The following is a 26,262-nucleotide window of genomic DNA, read 5'->3' as shown; positions in this document are numbered from 1 at the left end:
GGAGCCCGAGCCGAACGCCGAAGCCCGAGCAGGATGCCGAAGGGAGCACGGCCCGTGTTCAATTTCTTCGAGGAGCTCTTCGCTCCGGGCCGCAAGCACGCGTCCGACGAGCGCAAACGGCTGGAGCTGAGCCGCGTCGACCTCAACGCCGGTGATCCGGGCCGGGGGCCGATAGACCTCACCTCCGGCAAGGTGACCGTCCGCGCGCCCGACGCCGACCGGGCGGACCGGCCCGCGCGTTCGGGCTCGCACGACGCCGCCCTGGACCGGGATGCCTCTCGCGACCGGCCCCGGCCGGCGCACGAGTCGGATCCGCGCGGGCACGCCGAGGACGGGTGACCGGGTCCGCCGCCCGTCTGAGCGGGCGGCGGGCCGGGTCAGCCGGCCGCCGGAGCGGGGGCCGTGGGCAGGGAGAGGAAGAGGTCGAAGTACATGCCCGCCGAGATCAGGACGCCGAGCACGCCGAGGGCGACCCCCGCCAGGGCGACGGCGCGGATCCAGGTGGGCCGCGCCCGGTCGGACGGAGCGCCGAAGGCGGGACGGACCAGGACGAAGACGCCGACGAGCAGGGCCAGCACCGCGAAGAGGCCGTTGACCAGGGCGGTGGTGTGCCAGGCGTCACCGTAGATCTCGGAGATCTGCTGGGCCGCGCTGCCACCGCCGGACGTCTTGATCTGGCCCAGCAGCGTCTCGCGTTCGGCGGCGATCCTGCCGCTCCACGCGCCGGTCAGGGCGACGACGCCGAGGGCGGCGGAGACGACGGCCGCCGCGCCCGTGCCCACGCCGTGGGACGTCCTGGCGAGGGCGTCGGCCTCCAGCTCCTCCTCGGCCTCCAGGTCCTCGTCCTCCGCGTCCTCCAGGTTCTCGGCCGCCGGGTCCAGCCGCTCCTCGTCGGTCGTCTCCTTGGCCAGCGGATCGCGGGAGGCGGGGACGGCCGCGGCCTCGGACGAGGCGGCGTCGGCGGTGTTCGGCTCCGCGTCGTCAGACGTGGCGGAGGCGGTCGGGGTGGAGGAGGGGGTGGTGTTCATGCGCCGCACGCTAGGGGGTCCGGATGAGAAGCCCCTTAACGCCGCGCCCGGCGCACCTCTCCTTCAGCCCCTGCGGGCCCGCCATTCCGGGGCCAGGACGGACCAGATCTCCGAATCGTGGCGCTGCCCGCGGTAGAGGTAGTTCTGGCGCAGCACCCCGTCACGGGTCATGCCGAGCCGCTTGGCCACCGCGATCGACCGGGTGTTCGCGGCGGAGGCGTCCCACTCCACGCGGTGCATGCCGCGCTCGTACACCGCCCAGTCGATCAGGCGTTCGGCGGCGCGGGTGATGAGTCCGCGCCCCTGTGCGGCGGGCTCCAGCCAGACGCCGATCTCGCAGTTGCCCGAATCGGCGTCGAAGATCCGGAAGAGGACGCCGCCGACGAGCGTTCCGTCCAGCCAGATGCCGCAGAGCCGTCCGGTGTCGGCCGCCTGCTTGTCGGCGTACCGCTGGAGCAGGTTCCTGGCCGAGGCGAGGTCGGTGGCCGCGGCGGCGAATGGGATCCAGGCGTCCACCAGCTCGCGGGCCCGGTCCATGTGGGTGAGGAACTCCTCGGCCTGCCAGGCCTCCAGCGGGCGCAGCTGCGCCCCGTCGTCACCCAGGGATATGGCGAACATCGTGCGGTGCTCCTCGTTCTACGGCCGGACCCGGTGGGCACGCTCCACCGGCGGTCCAGCCTCCTCCTCCTGCGTGCGTGCTTCCGGGATCTTCGCATGCGGCAGCCCGCGGTCGGGCGGCTCGATGCTGATCCGGGGCAGCAGGCGGTCCAGCCGACTGGGCAGCCACCAGTTGGCCCCGCCGAGCATGTGCATCAGGGCGGGCACGAGCAGCGTGCGCAGCACGAAGGCGTCCAGCGCCACGGCGGTCGCCAGGGCGATGCCGAACATGGCGATCACCCGGTCCCCGCTGAGCACGAAGGCCAGGAAGACGGAGATCATGATCACGGCGGCGGAGTTGATCACGCGGCCGGTCTCGGCCAGGCCCACCCGGACCGCCCGCCGGTTGTCGCCGGTCTCGCGCCACTCCTCGTACATCCGGCCGACCAGGAAGACCTGGTAGTCCATGGAGAGGCCGAACAGGACCGAGACCATGATCACCGGCAGGAACGGTTCGATGGGGCCGGCGCTGCCGAGGCCGAGCAGTTCGCTGCCCCAGCCCCACTGGAAGACGGCGACGACGACGCCGAACGAGGAGGCGACCGCGGCCACGTTCATGACGGCTGCCTTGATGGGGATGCCGATCGACCGGAAGGCCAGGAGCAGCAGCAGGCAGCCGAGGGCGACGACGACCCCGACGAAGAGCGGCAGCTTGCCGATGATGATCTCGGCGAAGTCGTCGTAGCTCGCGGTCACCCCGCCGACGTGCGCGGTGAGCGAGGTGTTGTCCTCGATCGGCGGCAGCACGTCCGCGCGGATCCGGTCGACGAGTTCGCTGGTCTGCTGCGACTGCGGTTCCGACTGCGGCAGGACGGTGAGGAACGCGGTGTCGCCGCTGCTGTTGTACGTGAGCGGGCTGACCGAGGCGACGCCGTCGGTGGCGCGCAGCTGCCCGGGCAGTGCGGCCAGGGCCAGCCGGTCGTCGGCCCCGTCGAGCTGGGCGGCGATGGTGAGGGGCCCGTTGACGCCGGGGCCGAAACCGTCGGCGAGGAGGTCGTACGCCTGCCGGGTGGTCGAGGTGGCCGGGTTGTTGCCCTGGTCGGAGGTGCCCAGGTGGAGGCCGAGGGCGGGCAGGGCGAGCACCGTCATGACGACGGCCGCGATGCCGCCGAGGATCTTGGGGTGGCGTTCGACGAAGGACGACCAGCGGGCGGCGAAGCCGGTGGTCTTCTCGGGCTGCGGCCCCTGCTCGGCGAGCCGGCGCCGTTCGCGGCGGCTGAGGGCCCGCGTCCCGATGAAGGAGAGGAGCGCGGGCAGCAGCGTGACGGAGGCCGCCACGGTGAGGACGACGGTCAGCGAGGCGGCGATCGCGACGCCGTTGAGGAAGTCGAGCCGCAGGATCAGCATGCCGAGCAGGGCGATGCAGACCGTCGCCCCGGCGAAGACGACGGCCCGCCCGGTGGTCACCACGGCGTTCTGGGCCGCGTCGGCGACCGACAGGCCGCGCCGCAGCCCTGTGCGGTGCCGGGTGACGATGAACAGCGCGTAGTCGATGCCCACGCCGAGGCCGACGAGCATGCCGAGCATCGGGGCGAAGTCGGCGACGGTCATGACGTGGCCGAGCAGCACGATGCCCGCGTAGGCGGTGCCCACGGAGACCAGGGCGGTGGCGATGGGCAGCAGGCTGGCGGCGAGCGAGCCGAAGGCGAGGAAGAGGACGACGGCCGCGACGACCACGCCGACGGCCTCGCTGAGGCGGACGGAGGGCGCTTCGGTGAGGGCGACGGCGGTGCCGCCGAGTTCGACCTGGAGGCCGTCGGTCTCGGCCGCCTTGGCGGTGTCGACGAGGGCCTGGGCCTGGGCGGCCGGGATGTCGCCGGTGGGCCGGTCGAAGGTGACCGTCGCGTACGCGGTGCGGCCGTCCTCGCTGATCCTGCCGTCGCCCGGCGGGCCGTAGGGGCCGGCGACGTCGCCGACTCCGGGCAGTTCCTCGACCGCGTGCAGGGTGCGCGTCATGGTCTGTTGGACGTCGGCGGCGCGCACGGTGGAGCCGGTGGTGTGCCAGACGATCGTGTCGCTGTCGCCGCCGAGGTCGCTGAAGCCGCGCGCGAGCAGTTCGGTGGCGCGGCCCGACTCCGTACCGGGCACCTCGTAGTCGTTGGTGTACGCGGAACCCGCGAAGCCCGCCGCGGCGGCCGTGCCGCCGAGGGCGGCGAGCCAGATGAGGAGAGCGGCGAGGCGGTGCCTGATGCACCAGCGGGCGATTGCGGCCAACGGTCGGACTCCCTGCGGGTTCGTGGACGTCCGCCGGCGGACGACGGGGTCCGTCGGCGGACGTCACATGACCTGAGATATCCACCCTGACACCACAACGTGATCCTTTGTCCGTTTGGTGTCTGCAATCACAGGGTTTCTGTTCCGTTCCCCGCGCCGGGACGACGGCCCGTTCAGCCGGAGACGCTCTCCCGGCCGTTCTCGATGTGCCCCATGAGCCGCCGCCGGAATCCGTCCTCGCCGTCCGCCGTGACGTCGAGGTCGTACCAGCCGTGCGCGTCCGCCGCCGAGTGCACGACCGTACGGCTGCGCCCCGGCTTGACGGCGACCCGGCGCGTCCAGTCCCGCAGGTCGTCCTCGTCGACGTAGCCGAGCGGGCGCACGGTGAAGGTCAGGGTGCGTGGGCCGGTGTTGCGCAGCGTGAGGTGGAGGTCGCGCTCGCGGGCGTCGATCCGCGAGGAGACCTCGGCGCCGCCGTCGGCCGGTCCGGCGAACTCGCGCCGGAAGCCGTTCGGGCCGGTGACCGTGAACCGGTACGCCTCCCCCGCCGGCCGCACGGTCCAGTGCGCCGCGCCCTTCACGTCCCGGTGGAGCGGGGCGGGGAACTCGTCCGCGTACGGGTAGAGCGCGAAGTGCGCGTCGGCCCGGCCGGTGTTGCGCAGCTCCACCCGCAGGCCGCCCGCCGAGCGGCGGACCTGGGCGTCGGGCTGGTAGGGCAGCGGCCTCGCCGGGCGCGCGCCGGGCTCCTGCTCGGGCAGCCGCTGGACGGACGGCGGGATGGGCTGCCAGCGTCCGCCGAACGGCGGGATGGCGCCGGGCCGCTGGAGGGCGGGCCGCCGCCGGGCACGGGTGAAGTCGAAGGCGGAGGTGAGGTCCCCGGTGGCGCGCCGCCGCCAGGCGCCGATGTTGGGCTCGCGCACACCGGTCCAGCGCTCCAGGAAGCGGATCACGGAGGTGTGGTCGAAGACCTCCGAGCAGACGTATCCGCCGACCGTCCACGGGGAGACGACCAGCAGCGGCACCCGGATGCCGAGGCCGGTGGGACGGCCCTCCCAGTGCTCCTCGGCGGCCTCGGGGGGCGCGACGGGCGGCGGCACGTGGTCGAAGAAGCCGTCGTTCTCGTCGTAGTTGATCAGGACGGCGGTGTGCCGCCACACGTCGGGGTTCCGGCCGAGGGCGTCGAGGATCTTGTAGAGGATCGTGGCGCTGTGCACGGGCGAGGAGACGCTCGGATGCTCGGAGTCGACCGCCGAGGGCACCAGGTAGGAGACCTCGGGCAGGGTTCCGGCGGCGACGTCCTCGGCGAACTCGTCCGCCAGCGTCCCCGTCTCCACCCGCCGCAGCCCCCGCTCGAACAGGCTGCGCTCGGTGCGGGTGAGCGTGGCCACGCCCTCCTCCAGCAGCCCGAGCAGCCGTTCCCGCTCCGCCGCGTCGTCGCTGTCGCGGACGGCGGCGTAGAACGCCTCCATGTACGTGTGGCCGCCGGTGCGGGCGAGGGCCTTGCGGGCGATCGCCTTGAAGGTGGCGAAGAACTCGATCTGGTTGTCGGTGAAGTTCTCCCACTCGGTGTACGTGCGCCAGCTGCGCCCGGCCCTCTCCAGCCGCTCGGCGTAGGTGGACCAGTCGTAGCCGGGGTGGGTCCCCTCGTCGTACGCGTCGTTGCCCACGGCCCGCTCGCCGTTCGCCTCGAAGCCCGTCTTCCCGCTCCACAGGTGGTTGCGGTTGGGGCTGGTCGAGGTGTGGATGGAGGAGTGGTAGGCGTCGCACACGGTGAAGGTGTCGGCCAGCTCGTAGTGCAGCGGGATGTCGCGGCGGTCGTAGTACGCCATGGTGGCGGCCGTCTTCGCGCTGATCCAGCCGTTCATCCAGCCGCCGCCCCAGGCTTCGGCGCCGCCGTTCCAGGAGTGGTCGAGGGCGCCGATGTACTGGAGGTCCTTCTTCTGCTGCTCGGCGGCCCCGCGTACCGGGAACGGCAGCACGGTCGAGCCGGGCGGGCCGGGCTGCTCGAAGACGCTTCCGCCGGAGGGCAGCTCGATCGCGTTGCGGTCGGCGAAGCCGCGTACACCGCGCAGGGTCCCGAAGTAGTGGTCGAAGGAACGGTTCTCCTGCATGAGGATCACCACGTGCCTGATCGACCCCAGCCCGTCGCCGGACCCCGCGCGGTCGGGCTGCGCGGCGATGGCCGCCTGGAGCGACGGCGGCAGGAACGATCCGGCCGCAGCGGCGCCGAGCGCTCCGCCGCCCAGCGCGAAGAGCCGTCGCCGTGACATGTCCGTGGTCAAGGAAGCCTCCCGGTTCCGGTGGTTACAGCCGGGAAGCTAGCCAGGTCAGGTGGCGGTGGGAAGGACTGCGTACGGAGCGGTGGTGAACGTCCGGCAGGCCCGGACCGGAGTCCGGCCCCGCCTGCCGGTGCCCCTCACACCCCGATGAGGCGCAGCGATGCCCAGAGGGCGAGCGTGGCGGCCAGGAGCGTCGCCGGTACGGTCGCGAGCCCCAGCCGGGTGAAGTGGCCCAGCTCCGGGGCGTCCCCGTGGGCGTGCAGGATGCGCCGCCACAGCAGCGTGGCCAGCGATCCGACGTAGGTGAGGTTCGGCCCGATGTTCACGCCGATCAGGGCGGCGAGCAGCGGTCCGGGTCCGGCCGCCGCGACGACCGGCAGCAGGGCGAGGATCGCGGGCAGGTTGTTGATCAGGTTGGCGAGCAGCGCCGCGACCACGGCGACGCCGAGCAGCGCGGGCAGCGTGTCGCCGTCGGGCAGCAGGGAGGCGATCCCGTCGCCGAGGCCGTTGTCGACCACCGCCTTCACGACGACCCCGAGGGCGAGGACGAAGAGGCAGAACAGCGGATTGGCCGCGCGGACGACGGCGAGCGGAGTCGTCTCCCGCCGGGCGAGGGCGCGCACCGCCAGCACGAGGGCCCCCGCCAGGGCCGCCCACAGCGGCTCGGCCCCCGCGAAGGACGTCACGACGAACCCGGCCAGGGTCAGCGCCAGCACGACGACCGTGAACACGGGTACGGGTGTGCGCTCCGCGCCGGGATCCGGCGCGTGCGCCCCGGCGGCCAGGTCGGCCCTGAACGCGCGGCGGAACACCGCGTACTCGACGGCGATGGCGGCGAGCCACGGCAGGGCCATCAGCGCGGCGAACCGGGTGAAGGAGAGGCCGCTCGCGGTGAACGCCAGCAGGTTGGTGAGGTTGGAGACGGGGAGCAGGAGGGACGCGGAGTTGGCCAGGTGCGCGCAGGCGTAGACGTACGGGCGCGGCCGGGCGCCGACCCGGGCCGCGGTGGCGAGGACGACCGGGGTGAGCAGGACGACGGTGGCGTCCAGGCTGAGGACGGCGGTGATCACGGAGGCGACGGCGAAGACGCCGCCCAGCAGCGGGCCGGTCCGCCCCCCGCAGGCGCGGGCGACCAGGTCGCCGGCGGCCCGGAACAGGCCGTCGTCGGCGCAGAGCCGGGCCAGCACCAGGATCGCGGCGAGGAAGCCCACTACCGGCAGCAGCTCCGCCACCTGCTCCCGGGCCCCGGACCAGGACACCGCCCCCACGGCCACCGCGAGGACGGCGGCGGGCACGGCGAGGGTCGCCTCCGGCAGTCCCCGGGGGCGGGCGACGGCGAAGGCGAGGACGGCCAGCAGGAGGGCGAGGGAGACGATCTCGGCGGCGACGGTGTTCAGCGGTTTCTCCGGACGGGTGAGGGGGCGGTGCGCCCGCGGTACGGGTGCACCGCCCCCTCGGGTGACGGTCGGCGGGCCGGGATCAGCCCTCGACGCCGAGCTTCTCCAGGATCAGCTCGCGCACGCGCGCCGCGTCCGCCTGGCCGCGGGTCGCCTTCATGACCGCGCCGACGAGCGCGCCCGCCGCCGCGACCTTGCCGCCGCGGATCTTGTCCGCGATGGCCGCGTTGCCCGCGATGGCCTCGTCCACGGCCGTGGACAGCGCGCCCTCGTCCGAGACGACCTTCAGGCCGCGCTTGTCGACGACGCCGTCGGGGTCGCCCTCGCCCGCGAGGACGCCCTCGATGACCTGGCGGGCCAGCTTGTCGTTGAGGTCGCCCGCTGCGACGAGCTCGGCCACCCGGGCGACCTCGGCCGGGGTGATCGGCAGCTCGTCGAGGCCGCGGCCGGTCTCGTTGGCGTTGCGGGCCAGCTCGCCCATCCACCACTTGCGGGCCTGGTCCGAGGGAGCGCCCGCCTCGATCGTGGCGACGATCAGCTCGACCGCGCCCGCGTTGAGGATGGACTGCATGTCGTGCTCGGACACGCCCCACTCCTCCTTGAGCCGCGCCCGGCGCAGCCGGGGCAGCTCGGGGAGGCCCTTGCGGAGCTCCTCCACCCACTCCCGCGCCGGCGCGACGGGCACCAGGTCGGGCTCGGGGAAGTAGCGGTAGTCCTCGGCGTTGTCCTTGATGCGGCCGGCCGTGGTGGAGCCGTCCTCCTCGTGGAAGTGCCGGGTCTCCTGCACGATCGTGCCGCCCGAGGACAGCACGGCCGCGTGCCGCTGGATCTCGAAGCGCGCGGCCCGCTCGACCGAGCGCAGCGAGTTCACGTTCTTCGTCTCGGAGCGCGTGCCGAACGTCTCGGTGCCGTTGGGCCGCAGCGACAGGTTCACGTCGCAGCGCATCTGGCCCATCTCCATGCGGGCTTCCGAGACCCCGAGGGCCTTGATCAGCTCGCGCAGCTCGGCGACGTACGCCTTGGCGACCTCGGGGGCGCGGGCGCCGGCTCCCTCGATCGGCTTGGTGACGATCTCGATGAGCGGGATGCCGGCCCGGTTGTAGTCGAGCAGGGAGTGGGACGCGCCGTGGATACGGCCGGTGGCTCCGCCGACGTGCGTCGACTTGCCGGTGTCCTCCTCCATGTGGGCCCGCTCGATCTCCACGCGGAAGATCTCGCCGTCCTCCAGCTGGACGTCCAGATAGCCGTTGAAGGCGATCGGCTCGTCGTACTGGGAGGTCTGGAAGTTCTTCGGCATGTCCGGATAGAAGTAGTTCTTCCGGGCGAAACGGCACCACTCGGCGATCTCGCAGTTCAGCGCGAGGCCGATCTTCACGGCCGACTCCACGCCGATCTCGTTGACGACCGGCAGCGCGCCGGGCAGTCCGAGGCAGACCGGGCAGGTCTGGGAGTTGGCGCCCTGCTTCAGCTCGGTGGAGCAGCCGCAGAACATCTTGGTCTTGGTGCCGAGCTCGACATGGACCTCCAGGCCCATGACGGGGTCGTAGGACGCGAGCGCGTCCTCGTACGACACCAGGTCGATGACAGTCACGGTGAAACTTTCCCTCTCAGCCCAGCAGGACGTCGTCGTCGCCGAGACGCTTCAGTTCGCGATAGAGGATCGCGAGGCCGGTGACGATGGCGGCCGCGGAGACGGCCGCGTCGACGAGCCGCAGCACGTCGTTGTCGCTGCGCGCCAGCTTCGCCTGCTTGGCGACGCTGAGCGCACCGAACGCGGTGCTGCCGAGCGAGATGTACAGCCCGGTCTTGGACTTCTTGAAGTTACTGGCCTTCTTTGCCATGGCACTCACAGCGACGGAGCCTCCTCAAGCAGCGGGTGCCCCCACTTTTCCACGAATGCGGCCTCGACGGCGGCTCCGACCTTGTACAGCCGGTCGTCCTTCATGGCGGGGGCGATGATCTGCAGCCCGACCGGCAGGCCGTCCTCCGGGGCCAGGCCGCAGGGCAGCGACATGGCGGAGTTGCCGGCCAGGTTGGTCGGAATGGTGCACAGGTCGGCGAGGTACATCGCCATCGGGTCGTCGGCGCGCTCGCCGATCGGGAAGGCGGTGGTCGGCGTCGTCGGGGAGACGATCACGTCGACCTGCTCGAAGGCCCGCGCGAAGTCCCGCGTGATGAGGGTGCGGACCTTCTGCGCCGAGCCGTAGTACGCGTCGTAGTAGCCGGAGCTGAGCGCGTACGTGCCGAGGATGACCCGGCGCTTGACCTCGTCGCCGAAGCCGGCCTCGCGGGTGAGCGCGGTGACCTCCTCGGCCGACTTCGTGCCGTCGTCGCCGACCCGCAGCCCGTAGCGCATGGCGTCGAAGCGGGCGAGGTTGGAGGAGCACTCGGACGGCGCGATGAGGTAGTACGCCGAAAGGGCCAGGTCGAAGGACGGGCAGTCCAGCTCGACGACGGTGGCGCCGAGCTCCCTCAGCAGCTCGACCGACTCGTCGAACCGCTGGACCACGCCGGCCTGGTAGCCCTCGCCGCGGAACTGCTTGACGACGCCGACGCGCATGCCCTGTACGGAGCCGTTGCGGGCGGCCTCGACGACCGGCGGGACCGGGGCGTCGATGGACGTCGAGTCCATCGGGTCGTGCCCGGCGATCGCCTCGTGCAGCAGCGCCGCGTCCAGGACCGTGCGGGCGCAGGGGCCGCCCTGGTCGAGGGAGGACGAGAAGGCGACCATGCCGTAGCGGGAGACGCCGCCGTAGGTGGGCTTGACGCCGACGGTGCCGGTGACGGCGGCGGGCTGGCGGATCGAGCCGCCGGTGTCCGTGCCGATGGCGAGCGGGGCCTCGTAGGAGGCGAGCGCGGCCGAGGAGCCGCCGCCGGAGCCGCCCGGGACGCGGGTGAGGTCCCACGGGTTGCCGGTCGGGCCGTAGGCGCTGTTCTCGGTGGAGGACCCCATGGCGAACTCGTCCATGTTGGTCTTGCCGAGGATGACGACGTCGGCGGCGCGCAGCTTCCGCGTGAGCGTCGCGTCGTACGGCGGGACCCAGCCTTCGAGGATCTTGGAACCGACGGTGGTCGGCATGTCCTTGGTGGTGAAGATGTCCTTCAGCGCGAGCGGGACGCCGGCCAGCGGGCCGAGCTTCTCGCCCGCCTCGCGCTTGGCGTCCACGGCACGGGCCTGGGCGAGCGCGCCCTCGCGGTCGACGTGCAGGAAGGCGTGGACCTTCTCGTCGACGGCGTCGATCCGGGCCAGGTGGGCCTCGGTGACCTCGACCGCCGTGAGCTCGCCGGAGGCGATCTTCGCGGCGATCTGGGCCGCGGTGAGCTTGATGATGGTGCTGTTGTCCGTCATGGCGGTTAGTCCTCCCCCAGGATCTGCGGCACCTTGAAACGCTGCTGCTCCTGGGCCGGGGCGCCGGAGAGCGCCTGCGCGGGGGTGAGCGACGGACGGACCTCGTCCGCGCGCATGACGTTGGTCAGCGGCAGCGGGTGGGAGGTCGGCGGTACGTCTTGGTCGGCGACCTCGGAGACGCGGGCGACCGCGCCGATGATGTCGTCGAGCTGACCGGCGAAGTGATCGAGCTCTTCGCCCTTCAGCTCCAGACGCGCCAGCCGGGCGAGGTGGGCGACCTCCTCGCGCGTGATGCCAGGCATGCAGCGATCCTCAGGGGTTGGTGTGCGGTTTTGGCCCCAATCCTATGGGGTCTCCCGCGACCGGGTCCCCCACCCCGATCGGGCCGGCCCGATCGGGCGGCCCGGGGCCCGCTCAGGCCGTCGCCCCACCCGACACCGCCCGCCCCGGAGCGGGGCGTTCCGCCTCGGACTCGCCGTCGGCGGCGGCTGCGGCGGCCGCCTGCGCGGCCAGCTCGGCCGGCCGCCGCCACCCGTGCTCACCGCGCGCCCGCAGCCAGGCCGTCGTCTCCTGGGGCGGCATCGCGGCGGCCACCAGCCAGCCCTGCACCGCGTCGCACCGCAGGTCCCGCAGCCGCTCCCACGTCTCGTCGTCCTCGACGCCCTCGGCGACCACCACCAGGCCGAGCGAGTGCGCCAGGTCGATCGTGCAGCGGACGATCTCCGCGTCCTCGTGGTCGACCGCGAGCCGGGCGACGAAGGAGCGGTCGATCTTCAGCTCGCTGACCGGCAGCCTGCGCAGATGGACCAGGGAGGAGTAGCCGGTGCCGAAGTCGTCCAGGGACATCTTCACGCCGTGGGCGGTGAGACCGGCCAGGGTGTCGGCGGCCCGCTGCGGGTCCTCCAGCAGGACGTGCTCGGTGATCTCCAGCTGGAGCGCTCCCGCGGGCACGCCGTGGCGGGCCAGCCGGGCGGCGACGCTGCCCGCGAAGCCCGGGGTGTGCACGTCGCGGGGGGAGACGTTGACCGCGACCGGGACGCGCAGGCCCTGCGCGCGCCACCGGGCCACCTGGGCGAGGGCGGTCTCCAGCACGTACTCCGTGAGGTGCGGCATCAGGCCGGAGGACTCGGCGATGGCGATGAACTCGTCCGGCGGGACCCGGCCGCGCTCCGGGTGCACCCAGCGCACCAGCGCCTCCAGCCCGGCGACCTGTCCGTCGAAGCGGACCTTGGGCTGGTAGTGCAGTTCGACGTCGCCCGCGTCCAGGGCCCGGCGCAGGTCGCCCAGGAGCCCGAGCCGGTCGGGGGTGTTGCTGTCCCGCTTGGACTCGTAGACCTCCACCCCCGTGCGGTCGCGTTTCGCCTGGTACATGGCCACGTCCGCGCGGCGCAGCAGCCCCTCCGCGTCCAGCGCGTGGTCCGGGTAGACGGCGACCCCGGCGCTGGCCTCCAGGACGAGGGTCAGCCCGTCCAGGTCGAGCGGCGAGGACAGCTCGGCGACCAGGTGCCGGGCGACCCGCTGGGCGCTGGTGGTGGAGTCGGCCTGCGGCAGCAGGACGGCGAACTCGTCGCCGCCGAGCCGGGCCGCCTCCGCGCCGTCCGGCAGGGCGAGCCGCAGGCGCTCCGCTATCTGGAGCAGCAGCCGGTCGCCGGCGAGGTGCCCGAGGGTGTCGTTGACGGCGCGGAAGCGGTCGAGGTCGATCAGGACCAGGGCGGAGCGGGTGCCGACGCTCTCCGCGTCCTCCAGCGCCGACCAGGTGCGCTCCAGCAGCCACTGGCGGTTGGGCAGGCCGGTCAGCGGGTCGCGCAGCTGCTCCTCGGCGCGGGCGCGGGCGATCCAGAGCGTGGAGTCCAGGGCGATCAGCGGCACCGCGAACAGCGGCAGCAGGATCGGCATCGACACGGCGACGACGCAGATCAGCGGGGCGATGCCGAGCAGGGCCACGGCGATGAGCCCCTGCCGGAGCAGCGCCGTGCGGGCGACGGTCGGCAGCCCGCCGTTCTGGGGGGCGCGTGCGTACCACAGCAGGACGCGGGTGACGAGCAGGTACGTGGAGGCGGTCAGCAGGACTTCCGGGACGGCGGCGATACCCCAGTCGAGTGGCTGCCAGGGCTGCTCCACCGTCGGGGCGATGCCGAACGCGGCCAGCACGAGCGCCGCCGCGGCGATGCCGAGGATGTCCACCGCGCCGTGCAGTGCGCCCTGCCGCCAGTTGTGCCGGCGGGCCGCGCCGACGAGCACCACGACGACGAGGCTGACCAGGCCCGCGGGGAGCCAGCCGTAGAGCAGCAGCACGGCGAGGGTCAGGGCGGCCCCGGAGCCCGTGCCGCCCCACCAGCGGTCGCGGCCGAGCGCGACGAGATGGCCGACGATGATCCCGGTGAGCAGCGCGAGCGACCAGCCCGCGGGCCCGGCCGGGAAGAGCGCGTGCCCCTCGCGGACCGTGCGGCCGAAGCCGACCGACAGGAGTAACGCGGCGGTGCCCACGACCACGGCGCCCACGGGGGGCGTGAGGCCGACGAAACCTTGCAGCCGCGACACCGGTGCGGCGCTCTCGGTCGGTTTCATTCCGTCCCTCTCACAGCCGGCGGTGCCGATGTACCTCGGTGGCGTCCGCTTCCGGGCCGGCGCGGCCCCGTCGGGGCGGCCGTGCACGGCGGGCGCACCTCTCAACAGTAGGCCGCGAAAGGCTTCCAGGGGCAGCGCTCCACCGCTCTCGCCCGAATGCGGACCGACCGTCCGTCACCGCCCGCTATGCGCCGAACGGGTGACGCGGGGGGCCGTTCGGGGTCCGGTGGGCCCTTCCTCACCCCTCTGACCCGTTTCTTCCCTGCCCGGCGCACGCCACGCCGCAGCCGCGTCTCGAAGACGTCTCGATCCGGGGAGCGCGGGGCGTACGGGCGAGAAGCGCTCCGGCCGCCCCGGCGTGGCGTCCCGGCAGGCCGCCGCACCCGTCACCCGTCACCCGTCGGCGGCCTCCGGCGCGGGCAGGGCGGCCTCCCGGGCGGCGTCGGGCCCCTGTTCGAGGAGGACGGCGAATCCGTCCTCGTCCAGCACGGGCACCTTCAGCTGGACGGCCTTGTCGTACTTGGAGCCGGGGTTGTCGCCGACGACCACGAAGGCGGTCTTCTTGGAGACGGAACCGGCGACCTTCGCCCCGAGGCTCTGCAGCGCCTCCTTGGCCCCGTCGCGGGTGTGGGCGGCGAGGGTGCCGGTGACGACGACGGTGAGCCCTTCGAGGGGGCGCGGGCCCTCGTCCTCGTCGGAGCCCTCGTCGGCCATCCGCACCCCGGCCGCGCGCCACTTGCGCAGGATCTCGCGGTGCCAGTCCTCGGCGAACCACTGCTTGACCGAGGCGGCGATCGTGGGGCCGACGCCGTCGGCCGCGGCCAGCTCCTCCTCGGTGGCCTCGTCGATCCGGTCGACGGAGCGGAACTGCCGGGCCAGCTCCTGGGCGGCGACCGGCCCGACGTGGCGGATGGAGAGGCCGGTGAGGATGCGGGCGAGCGGCGCCTCCTTCGCGGCGGCGATGCCCTCCAGCAGGGCCAGCGCGTTCTTGCGGGGCTCGCCCTGCTGGTTGGCGAAGACGGTGGCGGTCTTCTCCTCGCCGGTCTTCGGGTCGCGCTTGGGCAGTCCGCTGTCCTGGTCCAGGACGTAGGCCCGGATCGGCAGCAGCCGGTCGATGGTGAGGTCGAAGAGGTCGCCCTCGTCCCGCAGGACCGGCTCGGCGGGCTCCAGCGGCTTGGTCAGGGCGGCGGCGGCGACATAGCCGAAGTGGTCGATGTCGAGGCTCTTGCGTCCGGCGAGGTAGAAGACGCGCTCGCGCAACTGGGCCGGGCAGGAACGGGCGTTGGGGCAGCGGAGGTCGATGTCGGCCTCCTTCATGGGCCGCAGCTCCGTCCCGCACTCGGGGCAGTGGGAGGGCATCTCGAACGGCTTCTCGGTGCCGTCGCGCAGGTCGACGACGGGGCCCAGGATCTCCGGGATGACCTCGCCGGCCTTGCGGATCACGACGGTGTCGCCGATCAGGACGCCCTTGGCCCGGACCACGTTCTGGTTGTGCAGGGTGGCGAACTCGACCTCGGACCCCGCCACTTCGACCGGCTCGACCTGGGCGTACGGGGTGACGCGGCCGGTGCGGCCGACGCCGACGCGGATGTTGACCAGCTTGGTGTTGACCTCTTCGGGGGCGTACTTCCAGGCGATGGCCCAGCGCGGGGCGCGCGAGGTGGAGCCCAGGCGGCCCTGGAGCGGGATCTCGTCGAGCTTGACGACGACTCCGTCGATCTCGTGCTCCACGGAGTGCCGGTTTTCGCCGTAGTGGGCGATGAACTCGCGTACGCCCGCGAGGGAGTCGACGACCTTGTTGTGCTTGGCGGTGGGCAGGCCCCAGGCGTGGAGCAGGTCGTAGACCTGGGAGAGGCGGTCGAGGGAGAGGCCCTGGTGCGCGCCGATGCCGTGCACGACCATGTGCAGCGGGCGGGTGGCGGTGACCTTCGGGTCCTTCTGGCGCAGCGAACCGGCGGCGGCGTTGCGCGGGTTGGCGAAGGGCTTGTCGTCGGCGGCCACCAGGCGGGCGTTCAGCTCCTCGAAGTCCTCCATCGGGAAGAAGACCTCGCCGCGGACCTCGACCAGCGCGGGGACGTCCTCGCCGGTGAGCCGGTGCGGGATCTCCGCGATCGTGCGGACGTTGGGCGTGATGTCCTCGCCGGTGCGGCCGTCGCCGCGGGTCGCCGCGCGGGTCAGCCGGCCCTGCTCGTAGGTGAGGTTGACGGCGAGGCCGTCCACCTTGAGCTCGCACAGGAAGTGGTGGTCGGGCGTGCCGGTCTCCTTGGCGACGCGGTCGGCCCAGGCGGCCAGCTCCTCGTCGTCGAAGGCGTTGTCCAGGGAGAGCATGCGCTCGCGGTGCTCGACGGAGGTGAACTCCGTGCGGTAGGGCCCGGCCACCTTCTGCGTCGGGGAGTCCGGCGACCGCAGGGCCGGGTGCTCGTCCTCCAACGCCTCCAGGGAGCGCATCAGCCGGTCGAACTCGGCGTCGCTGACGACCGGCTGGTCCTTCACGTAGTACCGGAAGCGGTGCTCCTCGATCTGCTCGGCGAGCAGCGCGTGCCGCTCGCGCGCCTCCGCCGGAACCGTGGTCCCCTGCTCCGCCCGCTGTTCGCCGGCCATCGTCCCGTCCTCCCGTTTCCCGTCGTCCCCGTCACTCAGGGTTGTCTGCGAGCGATCTCGCGGCCCTGGCGCAGTGGGCGAGCGCGGCGCGGGCGTACGCGGGCGAAGCCCCCGCGAGTCCGCACGACGGGGTGATCGCGACGGACTCGGCGAGAGTCCCCGGATTCAGCCCCAACCTGCTCCACAGCGTCCTGACACCCATGACGCTACCGCCCGGGTCGGACAATCCGTCCGAGGCGGCCTCCGTGGAGGGCACCACGCCGAGGAACAGCCCGGTGCCGCCTTCGGCGGCTTCCCCGATCGCCTCCTCCTCACGCTCCGTGAGCAGGGAGAAATCGAACGAGATGGCGTCGGCCCCGGCCCTGCGCAGCAGCGCGAACGGCACCTCGGGTGCGCAGGAGTGGACGAGCGTCGCCCCGTCGCCCTCCGCCTGGACGGCGAGCACGTCGCGCAGGGCCGCCTCGACGACCTGGCGGTCCACCGCGCGGTAGGTGCGGTAGCCGCTCGCCGAGCGGACGCGGCCGAGCAGGACGGAGGTCAGGGAGGGCTCGTCCAGTTGCAGCACGATCCGCGCTCCGGGCATGCGGCGGCGCACCTCGGCGAGGTGGCCGCGCAGCCCCTCGGCCAGTGAACCGGCCAGGTCGCGGCAGGCCCCCGGATCGCCCAGCATGGCCTCGCCGCCGCGCAGTTCCAGGGCGGCGGCGAGCGTCCACGGGCCGACGGCCTGCACCTTGAGCAGTCCTTCGTAGCCCTGGGTGAACTCCTCCAGCGCGTCCAGGTCCTCGCCGAGCCAGGAGCGGGCGCGGCGGGTGTCGCGGCCGGGCCGGTCGCTGATCCGCCAGCCGCTCGGCTCGACGTGCCCGTACATCTCGACGAGCATGCCGATGGTCCGGCCGATCATGTCGGCGCCGGGGCCGCGCGCGGGCAGCTCCGCCAGGTGCGGCATGCCCAGGCCGTCGGCGAAGGACCCGGTGACGGTCTTCGCCGCCTCCCTCGCGTCTCCCCCGGGCATCGAGCCGATTCCGGTCGCCGGACACCCGCTGAACTTGCTCTTCTCGCTCACGCGGGAAGCCTACGGTCCTCCGGGAGCACCCGGTGCGCGCGGGGGCGGGCGCGTGCGCACCGGGTGCGGGGTCAGCGGCCGGGGCGGACCGTGAGGTCGTTGACCTCGGCGTCGCGCGGCAGGTCGATCGCCATGAGGATCGTGGTGGCCACCGACTCGGGGTCCATCCAGCGGGCGGCGTCGTACTCCTTGCCCTCCTGCTGGTGGACCTTGGCCTGCATCGGGCCGGCCGTGCGGCCGGGATAGACGGAGGTGACACGGACCCCGTTGTCGTGCTCCTCGTGCCGCAGCGAGTCGGCGAGCGCCTTGAGCCCGTGCTTGCTGGCGGCGTACGCGCCCCACTGGGCGTGTGCGGCGAGCCCCGCTCCGGAGTTCACGAACAGGACGTGGCCCCGGGCGACGCGCAGTTGGGGCAGGAGCAGGCGGGTGATCTCGGCGGGGGCGACCAGGTTGGCGTTGAGCTGGAAGTGCCACGCCTTGGGGGTCAGCTCGGCGACCGCGCCGAGCTCGACGACGCCCGCGATGTGCAGGAGGGTGTCGATCCGCTCGGGCATGGTCTGCTGGCCGAACGCCCAGGAGAGCCGGTCCGGGTTGCCGAGGTCGCCGACGAGCGTGCCGGCGCCCGGGTGCAGGGCGGCGAGCTCCTTGGCCCGGCCGGCGTCGCGGGCGAGCAGCACGAGGTCGTCGCCGCGCTCCAGGAGGCGGCGGGCGACGGCCGCGCCGATGCCGGAGCCGGCGCCGGTGATGAGGTGGGTTGCCATGGGTGGATGATCCCATCACCGGGCCGGTCGCCGGGTGGCGGGCCGGTCACCGCAGGCCGGCGGACTCCTCCAGATGGGCCAGCGCGCCCACGCCGTCCTCGGCGAAGAAGACCAGCTCCGTGAGGGGCACGGGCAGGAAGCCCTCGTCCTCCATGCGGCGGAACTGCTGGTGCAGGCCGTCGTAGAAGCCCGCCGTGTTGAGCAGGACGACCGGCTTGGTGGCCCTGCCGTGCTTCTTGAGCTCCAGGATCTCGGTGGCCTCGTCGAGCGTGCCGGTCCCGCCGACCATGATCACGACGGCGTCGGCCTTCTCCAGCAGGAGGGCCTTGCGCTCGGCGAGGTCGCGGGCGATCACCATCTCGTCGGCGTTCTCGCGGGCCTTCGCGGCGAGGAAGTCGACCGACACGCCGACGAGCCGCCCGCCGGCCGCCTGCACGCCGTCCGCCACGACCTTCATCAGGCCGCTCTCGGAGCCGCCCCAGACCAGCGTGTGGCCGCCCCGGCCGATCAGCTCCGCGAACTCCCTCGCGGGGCCGGTGTAGCGCTCGTCGAGGTCGGCGGCGGAGAGGAAGACGCAGATGTTCATGGGGTCACCGTACGGCCCGGTGACCGGCCCGCTCCCGGGCCGTGCGCGGCGTCGGCGGTCACCCGTTCCGGGGAACGGGCCGGGCGGGGGAAGATTACGGGCGCGTACACCGCTGTAGTGGGTATGACTGCCACCCGAGGACACCTCATCACCGTCGAGCAGGGCTCCGAGCACGTGCGGGCGGTGCACGAGGGCCGGGTCCTGGCCGAGAGCCGCCGTCCCCTCGTGCTGCGCGAGACGGGCTGTCCCGCCCGGTACTACCTGCCGCCCGAGGACGTACGGACCGAACTGCTCAGCCCGTCGGACACCAGCACCCACTGCCCGTTCAAGGGCGACGCCTCCTACTGGTCGCTGCCGGACGCCGCCGACCTCGTCTGGGCCTACCCGGACCCGAAGCCCGAAGTCGCCGAGATCAAGGACCACTTCTGCTTCTACGCCACCGAGACCGTCGCCGACTGACGTCGCCGACCGACCGTCAGGACCGCTTCTCCCGGGGGCCCGGGAACTCACGCGAGGTTTCCCGGCCCGCGGCGATGAGTTTCGCCGCCCGCCCCGGTCAACCGTCGCATGGACCAGATTCTCTCCGCCGACGGCACCCCGATCGCCTACCGCCGCCAGGGCGAGGGCCCGCCCCTGGTGCTGGTGGGCGGTGCGCTGTGCGCTGCGGCGGCCGATGAGCAGCTGGCCGCCCTGCTGGCCCCGCGCTTCACCGTGCTCACCTACGACCGCCGGGGCCGGGGGGCCAGCGGCGACGCGGGGCGGTACGCGGTGGGCCGTGAGGTGGAGGACCTGGCCGCCGTGGTCGGGGCGGCCGGTGCGGGCGCGCGCCTCTTCGGGATGTCCTCCGGCGGGGCGCTGGCCCTGGAGGCGGTGGCGGCCGGGCTCCCGGTGGACCTGCTCGCCGTCTACGAGCCGCCGTACGGCCCCGGGACCTGGGGGCCGCTGCCCGCGGCCGAACGCCGGGCCCGGCTGCACCGGCTGCTGGCGGCCGGGGACCGGGGCGGCGCGGTGGAGCTGTTCCTGGCCTCGACGGGCGTGGCCGGGGAGATGATCGCCCGGATGCGGCGCGCGCCGCTGTGGCCGGGCCTGGAGGCGCTGGCGCCCACGCTGGCGTACGACGAGGCGCTGTTGGGCGACGGGGCCGTCCCGGCCGGGCGGTTCGCCGCCGTCGCCGCGCGCACGCTGGTGGTCTGCGGCGGCTTCAGCTCCGCCCCGGCGCGCGCGGCAACCCGGACGCTGGCCGAGGCGCTGCCGCGCGGCCGGCACCGCACGCTGACGGGGCAGATGCGCGAGGTCGCCCCGCAGGTGCTCGCCCCGGTGCTGGCGGACTTCTTCGCCGAGGACGTGTACCTGCGCCGGGCCTCATGACCCGACAGGGGGCTCAGGAGCCGGAGGAGACCCGCTCGCGGCGCACGGTGGTGGCGATGGTGGCCGAGCCGACGACGCGGGTGCCGTCGTACAGGACGACCGCCTGGCCGGGGGCCACGCCCCGGACCGGCTCGCCGAAGGAGACGCGCAGCTCGGTCCCGTCGACCAGCTCCGCCGTCACCTCGGTCTCGCCGCCGTGGGCCCGCAGCTGCGCGGTGTACGTACCGGGGCCGGACGGGGGCGTTCCGCACCAGCGGGGCTTGATGGCGGTCAGCGAGGTCACGTCGAGGGCCTCGACGGGGCCGACGGTGACGGTGTTGTCCACCGGGGAGATGTCGAGGACGTAGCGCGGCTTGCCGTCGGGGGCCGGGTGGCCGATCCTCAGGCCCTTGCGCTGGCCGATGGTGAAGCCGAACGCGCCGTCGTGGGTGCCCAGCTTCGTACCGGACTCGTCGAGGATGTCGCCCTCGGCCGGGCCGCCGAGGCGGTCGGCGAGGAAGCCCTGGGTGTCGCCGTCCGCGATGAAGCAGATGTCGTGGCTGTCGGGCTTCTTCGCGACGGCGAGGCCCCGGCGCTCGGCCTCGGCGCGGATCTCGTCCTTGGTGGTGAGGGTGTCGCCGAGCGGGAACATGGCGTGGGCGAGCTGCTTCTCGTCCAGGACGCCCAGCACGTAGCTCTGGTCCTTGGCCATGTCGGAGGCGCGGTGCAGCTCGCGGCTGCCGTCCTCGGTGAGGACGACCGTGGCGTAGTGGCCGGTGCAGACGGCGTCGAAGCCGAGGGCGAGGGCCTTGTCGAGGAGCGCGGCGAACTTGATCTTCTCGTTGCAGCGCAGGCAGGGGTTGGGGGTGCGGCCGGCCTCGTACTCCGCGACGAAGTCCTCCACGACGTCCTCGCGGAAGCGTTCCGCCAGGTCCCAGACGTAGAACGGGATACCGATGACGTCGGCCGCGCGGCGGGCGTCCCGGGAGTCCTCGATGGTGCAGCAGCCGCGCGCCCCGGTCCGGAAGGACTGCGGATTCGCGGACAGCGCGAGGTGGACACCGGTCACGTCGTGGCCCGCCTCGGCGGCGCGCGCCGCGGCGACGGCGGAGTCGACGCCGCCCGACATCGCGGCGAGGACACGCAGGGGGCGCTGGGAAGTCTCAGTCATAGCCCCTCAAGGGTACGGGTCGCCGGGAACCGAACGCTCGCGGATACGCGTTGACGATCACATGGGGACCAACGAGAGCACCCGGGCTTCACGCAGGAAGAAGAAGCCGGCGCGAGGCGTCAGCCGGCGCGCACTGCTGATCGGCGGCGGTGCGACGGCCGCCGTCGCCGCCGCGGTGCTCGCCCGCGACGAGCTGGCGCGCCTGTGGTACCGGGTGCCCGGGGTGGAGAAACCGCGCAGACCGGGTGAGCTGGACTACGCGGCGGCCACCTGGGTGGGGGCCGCCGACGCGAACTGGCGGCGGGCGGACCGCCCCGACGACTATCCGGTCGACCGGGTGATCATGCATGTCACCCAGGGCAGCTTCGACAGCGCCGTCCAGGTGTTCCAGAACCCGGCGCACCGGGCGGCGACGCACTACATCGTGGGTCAGGACGGCCGGGTGGTGCAGATGATCCGTGAGCTGGACGTGGCCTACCAGGCGGGCGACCGCTCCTACAACGAGCGCGGCATCGGCATCGAGCACGAGGGGTTCGTGGACCGGCCGAAGGACCTCACCCCGGCCATGTACGCCGCCTCCGCGCGGCTCACGGCGGACATCTGCGCGCGCCACGGGATACCCGTCGACCGGGAGCACATCATCGGGCACGTGGAGGTGCCGGGCACCGACCACACCGACCCGGGGCCGCACTGGGACTGGGACCGGTACATGGAGCTGGTGCGGCGGGCCGGGACGGCCCGGCGCCCGGCCTCGCCGGTCCCGAAGCCCGCCGCCGGCTGAACCGCCGGGCGGGACGGCCGGAAAAGCGACGGCCGAGGGGGACGGCCGGAGAAGGTCGGCCGGAGCGGGTCAGCTGAGTCCGGCCGTCCGCGCGCGCTCCACCGCCGGGCCGATCGCCCGGGCGAGCGCCTTGACGTCCTCCTCGGTGGAGGTGTGGCCGAGGGAGAAGCGCAGGGTGCCGCGGGCGAGGTCGGGATCGGTCCCGGTGGCCAGCAGCACATGGCTGGGCTGGGCGATCCCGGCGGTGCAGGCGGAGCCGGTGGAGCACTCGATCCCCTGGGCGTCCAGGAGCAGGAGCAGCGAGTCGCCCTCGCAGCCGGGGAAGCTGAAGTGGGCGTTGGCCGGGAGCCGGCCTGCCGGGTCCGGGTCGCCGCCGAGCACGGCGTCCGGCACGGCCTGCCGTACGGCGTCGACGAGGTCGTCGCGGAGGGCGCCGACGCGCCGGGCGAAGGCTTCCCGTCCCTCGGCGGCGAGGCGTCCGGCGACCGCGAACGAGGCGATGGCGGGCACGTCCAGGGTGCCGGAGCGCACATGGCGCTCCTGGCCGCCGCCGTGCAGCACGGGCACGGGGCTCTGGTCGCGGCCCAGCAGCAGCGCGCCGATGCCGAACGGCCCGCCGATCTTGTGGCCGCTGACCGTCATCGCGGCGAGCCCGGAGCGGGCGAAGTCGACCTCCAGCTGACCGAACGCCTGCACCGCGTCGGCGTGCATGGGGATGCCGAACTCGGCCGCCACCGCGGCCAGTTCGCGGACCGGCATGATCGTGCCGATCTCGTTGTTGGCCCACATGACGGTGATCAGGGCGACGTCGTCGGGATCGCGCAGGACGGCCTCGCGCAGATCCTGCGGACGCACCCGCCCGTAGCGGTCGACCGGGAGGTATTCCACCCTCGCGCCCTCGTGCTCGGCGAGCCAGTCGACGGCGTCCAGGACGGCGTGGTGCTCCACGGGGCCGGCGAGGACCCGGGTGCGGCGGGGGTCGGCGTCGCGGCGGGACCAGTAGAGGCCCTTGACGGCGAGGTTGTCCGCCTCGGTGCCGCCGGAGGTGAGGACCACCTCGCTGGGGCGTGCGCCGAGGGCGTCGGCGAGGGCTTCTCTGGACTCCTCGACGGTACGGCGGGCCCGGCGCCCGGCGGCGTGCAGGGAGGACGCGTTGCCGGTGACGGCGAGCTGGGCGGTCATCGCCTCGATCGCTTCGGTGAGCATCGGCGTGGTCGCGGCGTGGTCGAGGTAAGCCATGGTGGCCCCGATTCTACGAGCACGGGGCGGGGCGCACGCCGGGCGCATCACGCTCCGGGGCCCGCGCACGCCCGCGACGCCCGCGAAGGGCCCGGTCCGGACGGGTCCCGGCCCGGTCCGCGCGGTCCGGGGCAGGCGCTCCGGCCGCGGGCGGGCCCGCCCGGACGCGCTCCGCGTCCTACGCGGTGCGCGGGGCCTTGGCCAGTTGCCGTGACTGGGCGACGAGCCGGTCCGCGCTGTCCCAGACCTCCGCGTCCTCCTCCAGGAAGCCGCCGGCGAGGTTGCGCGTGGTGATGGCGACGCGCAGCGGGCCCGGCGCCGGACGGCAGCGGACGTGCGTGGTGAGTTCGACGGTCGGGGTCCAGCCGCTCAGGCCCAGCTCGAACGAGGTCGGCGGCAGCGCGTCCACGGTCAGCAGCAGCGAGAGCGGATCCGGGTCGCGGCCGTCGGCCAGGGCGAACCAGCCGCGCATCTCGCCCTTCCCCGACGGGGCGCCGACGGCCCAGCCGACGGTGGCCGGGTCGAGTCCGATGTCCAGGCGCTCGGTGATGGCGGAGCTGCCCGGGATGGGCGCGGAGCCGTCGTTCGCGCCGAGGCAGCGCTCACGGACGGGCATCGCGGGCGGCAGCGCCGTGGTGCGGACGTCGTCGGGGAGCGTGTCGAGGTCGCCGTAGGTGGCGAGGACCCGGATGCGCTCGACCTCGCTGCCGTCCTCGGCGTACTGGAAGAGGGACGCCTGGCCCGTGGAGAGGGTGCGGCCGGTGCGGACGACCTGCGTCCGCACGACCGCCGGGCCGGGCACGGAGGCGGTGAGGTAGTGCGCCGAGACCGAGAACGGGTCGGGGTGCGGCAGGGCCTGGCCCAGCGCGCGGCCGATCAGGGCCAGCAGGTAGCCGCCGTTGACGGCGTGGATGATCGTCCAGCCCGCGGAGAGCTCCGCGTCGTAGACGCCCTCCTCGCGCGGGGTGACCGCGGTGTCCCGGTCGAACTCGCTGTCGCCGATGGTCGCCCGGACGGTCTGCGCCGCCCCTGTCGCTGCCTGTGCCATGGAACGCACGGTACACCGAATTCATTACTGAGCGGTAGCTTTTTTGTTCGGGCGGACGGCTCAGGTGGCCGCCGGGATCTCCTCGGTCTCCTCCGTCATCGCCGAGCGCCGGTTGTAGGCGCGCGGCGCCCGCCAGTGGAAGTGCATGGCGAGCAGGCGCAGGGTGAACGCCGCGATCACCGCCGTACCGCTGGTGACCGCGTTGAGGGCGTCGAAGCGGATGCACAGGACCACCATCACCGCGCCGACGATCGCGGGGACCGCGTAGAGGTCGCGGTCCCAGCGCAGCAGCGAGGGCACCTCGTTCGCCAGCACGTCCCGCAGCACGCCGCCGCCCACCGCGGTGGCCAGCCCGAGCACCGCGGAGGCGGTGAGGCCGAGCCCGTACTCGTACGCCTTGACCGTCCCCGTCACGCAGAAGAGGCCGAGCCCCGCCGCGTCGAAGACGTTGACGCCCGCCTGGATGCGCTCCACGTGCGGGTGCAGGAAGAAGACCAGCGCCGCGGCGACCAGCGGCATGGTGAAGTAGCCGAGATCGGTGAAGGCGGCGGGCGGGATCGCGCCGATCATCACGTCACGGAACAGCCCTCCGCCCAGCGCTGTCACCTCCGCGAGAACCGCGATGCCGAAGACGTCGAAGTTCTTGCGGACGGCGAGCAGGGCGCCCGAGATCGCGAAGACGAAGATCCCGACGAGATCGAGCGCGTGCTGGACGGAGGGCGTGAACAGTTCGGTGAGCACCGGACAATTGTGCCGGTCCTACTCCGCGCGGCCCTCCTTGGCCTCGGCCGGTACCGGAACGGGCCCGTCCGCCTGGGCCGGAACCGTCCCGGACGGCTCGGCGCCCTCGGCGGTCTCCACCGCCTCGTTCGCCACGGCCTCCGTCGCCACGACGGCCTCGATCCCGGTGGCCAGGGTCTGCTGGACCGTGCCCGCCTCGATCCCGGCCGCGTAGTGGCACGCCACCTTGTGGCCGCCGCCCAGGTCGGTGAGCGGCGGGCGCTCCGTGGCGCACTTGGTCTCCTGCACCCACGGGCAGCGGGTGTGGAAGCGGCAGCCGGCCGGCGGGTTCGCCGGGGAGGGCAGGTCGCCGTGGAGCAGGATGCGCGTCCGCCGGTCCTCGACCTCGGGGTCGGGCACCGGCACGGCCGACATCAGCGCCTTGGTGTACGGGTGCTTGGGCCCCGCGTACAGCGCGTCGCTCGGCGCCTCCTCGACCAGCCCGCCCAGGTACATGACCCCGATGACGTCCGAGATGTGCCGGACCACGGCGAGGTCGTGCGCGATGACCAGGTAGGTCAGGCCCAGCGACTCCTGGAGCTCCTCCAGCAGGTTGATGACCTGCGCCTGCACCGACACGTCGAGCGCGGAGACGGGCTCGTCGCAGATGATCACGTCCGGTTCCAGGACCAGCGCGCGGGCGATGCCGATGCGCTGGCGCTGGCCGCCGGAGAACTCGTGCGGGTAGCGGGACATCGCGTTGGCCGGCAGCCCGACCTTGGCCAGGATGTCCTTGATCTTCTCCCGGCGCTCGTCCCGGTCCTCGCCGATGCCGTGGGCGGCCATGCCCTCGGAGAGGATCGACTCGATGTTCTGGCGCGGGTTGAGGCTGCCCAGCGGGTCCTGGAAGACCATCTGGAGCCGCCTGCGGAACGCCCGCATCTCCTCGGACGGCAGCTTCGCCAGGTCGGTGCCGTCGAAGACGACCGCGCCGTCGGTGATGTCGTTCAGCCGCAGCACCGCCCGCCCGAGCGTGGTCTTGCCGCACCCGGACTCGCCCACCAGGCCGTAGGTCTGGCCGGCCTCCACGCTGAGCGAGACGCCGTCCACGGCGTAGACGTGGCCCACCGTACGGTCGAAGAGGAGGCCCTTCTTGACCGGGAAGTGGACTTTGACGCCGTCCAGTTCGAGCAGACTCATGCCGGGACCTCCGCCTTGGGCAGGACCGGGTTGACGCAGCGCACCTGATGTCCGGCCGTGCGTGGTTCGGTCAGTTCGGGAGTGCCGGTCAGGCACCCCATCGTGTAGTGGTCGCAACGGGGTGCGAAGGCGCAGCCGTCGGCCCAGGCGATCTTGTCGTTGATGGACCCGCGGATCGGGTGGAGAGGTTCGCCGCGCGGGGCGTCGAGCCGCGGGATGGAACCGAGCAGCCCGTGCGCGTACGGGTGGGTGG

At 73.3% G+C, this 26,262-nt stretch carries 24 protein-coding genes; 4 read left to right on the top strand and 20 right to left on the bottom strand.

Going from position 1 to position 26,262, the window contains the following annotated elements; translation table 11 throughout:
• The first annotated feature begins 54 nt into the window (after positions 1–54).
• A complete protein-coding gene (locus tag EES43_RS21585) occupies positions 55–339 on the top strand; it encodes a DUF6191 domain-containing protein (protein ID WP_124270239.1) in 285 nt (94 codons plus the stop codon).
• Between the two features lie 38 nt (positions 340–377).
• Here the strand turns inward: EES43_RS21585 and EES43_RS21580 are convergent, their stop codons facing one another.
• From EES43_RS21580 to EES43_RS21515, 14 genes are all read right to left on the bottom strand, one after another.
• On the bottom strand, positions 378–1,028 hold the full coding sequence (locus EES43_RS21580; RefSeq protein ID WP_124270238.1) for a hypothetical protein: 651 nt from the start codon (positions 1,026–1,028) through the stop codon (positions 378–380).
• Between the two features lie 63 nt (positions 1,029–1,091).
• Positions 1,092–1,646, bottom strand: a complete 555-nt coding sequence (locus EES43_RS21575; protein ID WP_124270237.1) for a GNAT family N-acetyltransferase — start codon at positions 1,644–1,646, stop codon at positions 1,092–1,094.
• 18 nt (positions 1,647–1,664) lie between these two features.
• Positions 1,665–3,899 (bottom strand): MMPL family transporter, encoded by a 2,235-nt coding sequence (locus EES43_RS21570; protein WP_124270236.1) that lies wholly within the window; start codon positions 3,897–3,899, stop codon positions 1,665–1,667.
• A 173-nt stretch (positions 3,900–4,072) separates the two neighbouring features.
• Positions 4,073–6,181: a phosphocholine-specific phospholipase C gene (locus EES43_RS21565; protein ID WP_124270235.1), complete on the bottom strand. Its 2,109-nt coding sequence runs from the start codon at positions 6,179–6,181 to the stop codon at positions 4,073–4,075.
• A gap of 134 nt (positions 6,182–6,315) precedes the next feature.
• A complete protein-coding gene (locus EES43_RS21560; protein ID WP_124270234.1) occupies positions 6,316–7,575 on the bottom strand; it encodes an SLC13 family permease in 1,260 nt (419 codons plus the stop codon).
• An 82-nt stretch (positions 7,576–7,657) separates the two neighbouring features.
• Complete coding sequence (gatB, locus tag EES43_RS21555; protein ID WP_124270233.1) at positions 7,658–9,166, bottom strand: Asp-tRNA(Asn)/Glu-tRNA(Gln) amidotransferase subunit GatB; 1,509 nt, start codon at positions 9,164–9,166, stop codon at positions 7,658–7,660.
• 16 nt (positions 9,167–9,182) lie between these two features.
• On the bottom strand, positions 9,183–9,416 hold the full coding sequence (locus tag EES43_RS21550; protein ID WP_124272096.1) for a hypothetical protein: 234 nt from the start codon (positions 9,414–9,416) through the stop codon (positions 9,183–9,185).
• Positions 9,417–9,421: 5 nt separating this feature from the next.
• Positions 9,422–10,924, bottom strand: coding sequence for an Asp-tRNA(Asn)/Glu-tRNA(Gln) amidotransferase subunit GatA (gene gatA / locus EES43_RS21545; RefSeq protein ID WP_124270232.1), 1,503 nt, complete (start codon positions 10,922–10,924; stop codon positions 9,422–9,424).
• A gap of 5 nt (positions 10,925–10,929) precedes the next feature.
• A complete protein-coding gene (gene gatC / locus EES43_RS21540) occupies positions 10,930–11,226 on the bottom strand; it encodes an Asp-tRNA(Asn)/Glu-tRNA(Gln) amidotransferase subunit GatC (protein WP_003966094.1) in 297 nt (98 codons plus the stop codon).
• Positions 11,227–11,338: 112 nt separating this feature from the next.
• Positions 11,339–13,492, bottom strand: coding sequence for a putative bifunctional diguanylate cyclase/phosphodiesterase (locus EES43_RS21535; protein WP_124270231.1), 2,154 nt, complete (start codon positions 13,490–13,492; stop codon positions 11,339–11,341).
• 393 nt (positions 13,493–13,885) lie between these two features.
• Positions 13,886–16,093 carry an NAD-dependent DNA ligase LigA gene (gene ligA, locus EES43_RS21530; protein ID WP_124270230.1) on the bottom strand — a complete coding sequence of 736 codons (2,208 nt, stop codon included), beginning with the start codon at positions 16,091–16,093 and terminating at the stop codon, positions 13,886–13,888.
• A 31-nt stretch (positions 16,094–16,124) separates the two neighbouring features.
• Complete coding sequence (locus EES43_RS21525) at positions 16,125–17,156, bottom strand: methionine synthase (RefSeq protein WP_124270229.1); 1,032 nt, start codon at positions 17,154–17,156, stop codon at positions 16,125–16,127.
• 71 nt (positions 17,157–17,227) lie between these two features.
• A complete protein-coding gene (locus EES43_RS21520; protein WP_124270228.1) occupies positions 17,228–17,917 on the bottom strand; it encodes an SDR family oxidoreductase in 690 nt (229 codons plus the stop codon).
• A gap of 46 nt (positions 17,918–17,963) precedes the next feature.
• The gene (locus tag EES43_RS21515; RefSeq protein ID WP_124270227.1) at positions 17,964–18,503 is read right to left on the bottom strand and encodes an LOG family protein; all 540 of its coding nucleotides are present in this window, start codon (positions 18,501–18,503) and stop codon (positions 17,964–17,966) included.
• Between the two features lie 123 nt (positions 18,504–18,626).
• On the opposite strand from EES43_RS21515, the gene EES43_RS21510 reads away from it, so the two are divergent.
• Positions 18,627–18,962, top strand: a complete 336-nt coding sequence (locus EES43_RS21510; RefSeq protein WP_124270226.1) for a DUF427 domain-containing protein — start codon at positions 18,627–18,629, stop codon at positions 18,960–18,962.
• Between the two features lie 108 nt (positions 18,963–19,070).
• Positions 19,071–19,871: an alpha/beta fold hydrolase gene (locus EES43_RS21505; RefSeq protein ID WP_124270225.1), complete on the top strand. Its 801-nt coding sequence runs from the start codon at positions 19,071–19,073 to the stop codon at positions 19,869–19,871.
• A 13-nt stretch (positions 19,872–19,884) separates the two neighbouring features.
• Here EES43_RS21505 and mnmA read toward each other — a convergent pair whose 3' ends face one another.
• Positions 19,885–21,021, bottom strand: coding sequence for a tRNA 2-thiouridine(34) synthase MnmA (gene mnmA, locus EES43_RS21500; RefSeq protein WP_124270224.1), 1,137 nt, complete (start codon positions 21,019–21,021; stop codon positions 19,885–19,887).
• 61 nt (positions 21,022–21,082) lie between these two features.
• Here mnmA and EES43_RS21495 point away from each other — a divergent pair, with 61 nt between their 5' ends.
• Positions 21,083–21,802, top strand: a complete 720-nt coding sequence (locus EES43_RS21495) for an N-acetylmuramoyl-L-alanine amidase (protein ID WP_124270223.1) — start codon at positions 21,083–21,085, stop codon at positions 21,800–21,802.
• A gap of 69 nt (positions 21,803–21,871) precedes the next feature.
• On the opposite strand, the gene EES43_RS21490 is transcribed toward EES43_RS21495, so the two are convergent.
• The 5 genes from EES43_RS21490 to EES43_RS31495 form a co-directional block, all read right to left on the bottom strand.
• Positions 21,872–23,041 (bottom strand): cysteine desulfurase family protein, encoded by a 1,170-nt coding sequence (locus tag EES43_RS21490; protein WP_124270222.1) that lies wholly within the window; start codon positions 23,039–23,041, stop codon positions 21,872–21,874.
• A gap of 178 nt (positions 23,042–23,219) precedes the next feature.
• Positions 23,220–24,089: a thioesterase family protein gene (locus EES43_RS21485; protein ID WP_206430099.1), complete on the bottom strand. Its 870-nt coding sequence runs from the start codon at positions 24,087–24,089 to the stop codon at positions 23,220–23,222.
• Between the two features lie 60 nt (positions 24,090–24,149).
• A complete protein-coding gene (locus EES43_RS21480; protein ID WP_124270220.1) occupies positions 24,150–24,830 on the bottom strand; it encodes a trimeric intracellular cation channel family protein in 681 nt (226 codons plus the stop codon).
• A gap of 18 nt (positions 24,831–24,848) precedes the next feature.
• On the bottom strand, positions 24,849–26,009 hold the full coding sequence (locus EES43_RS21475) for an ABC transporter ATP-binding protein (protein WP_124270219.1): 1,161 nt from the start codon (positions 26,007–26,009) through the stop codon (positions 24,849–24,851).
• Positions 26,006–26,262: oligopeptide/dipeptide ABC transporter ATP-binding protein (locus tag EES43_RS31495; RefSeq protein WP_346774302.1), on the bottom strand; the 257-nt coding region annotated here is incomplete at its 5' end. The genes EES43_RS31495 and EES43_RS21475, both read right to left, overlap by 4 nt.

The organism is Streptomyces sp. ADI96-02 (genome assembly GCF_003846185.1).
Lineage (GTDB): Bacteria > Actinomycetota > Actinomycetes > Streptomycetales > Streptomycetaceae > Streptomyces.
This window is presented reverse-complemented; position numbering and strand designations above follow the sequence as displayed.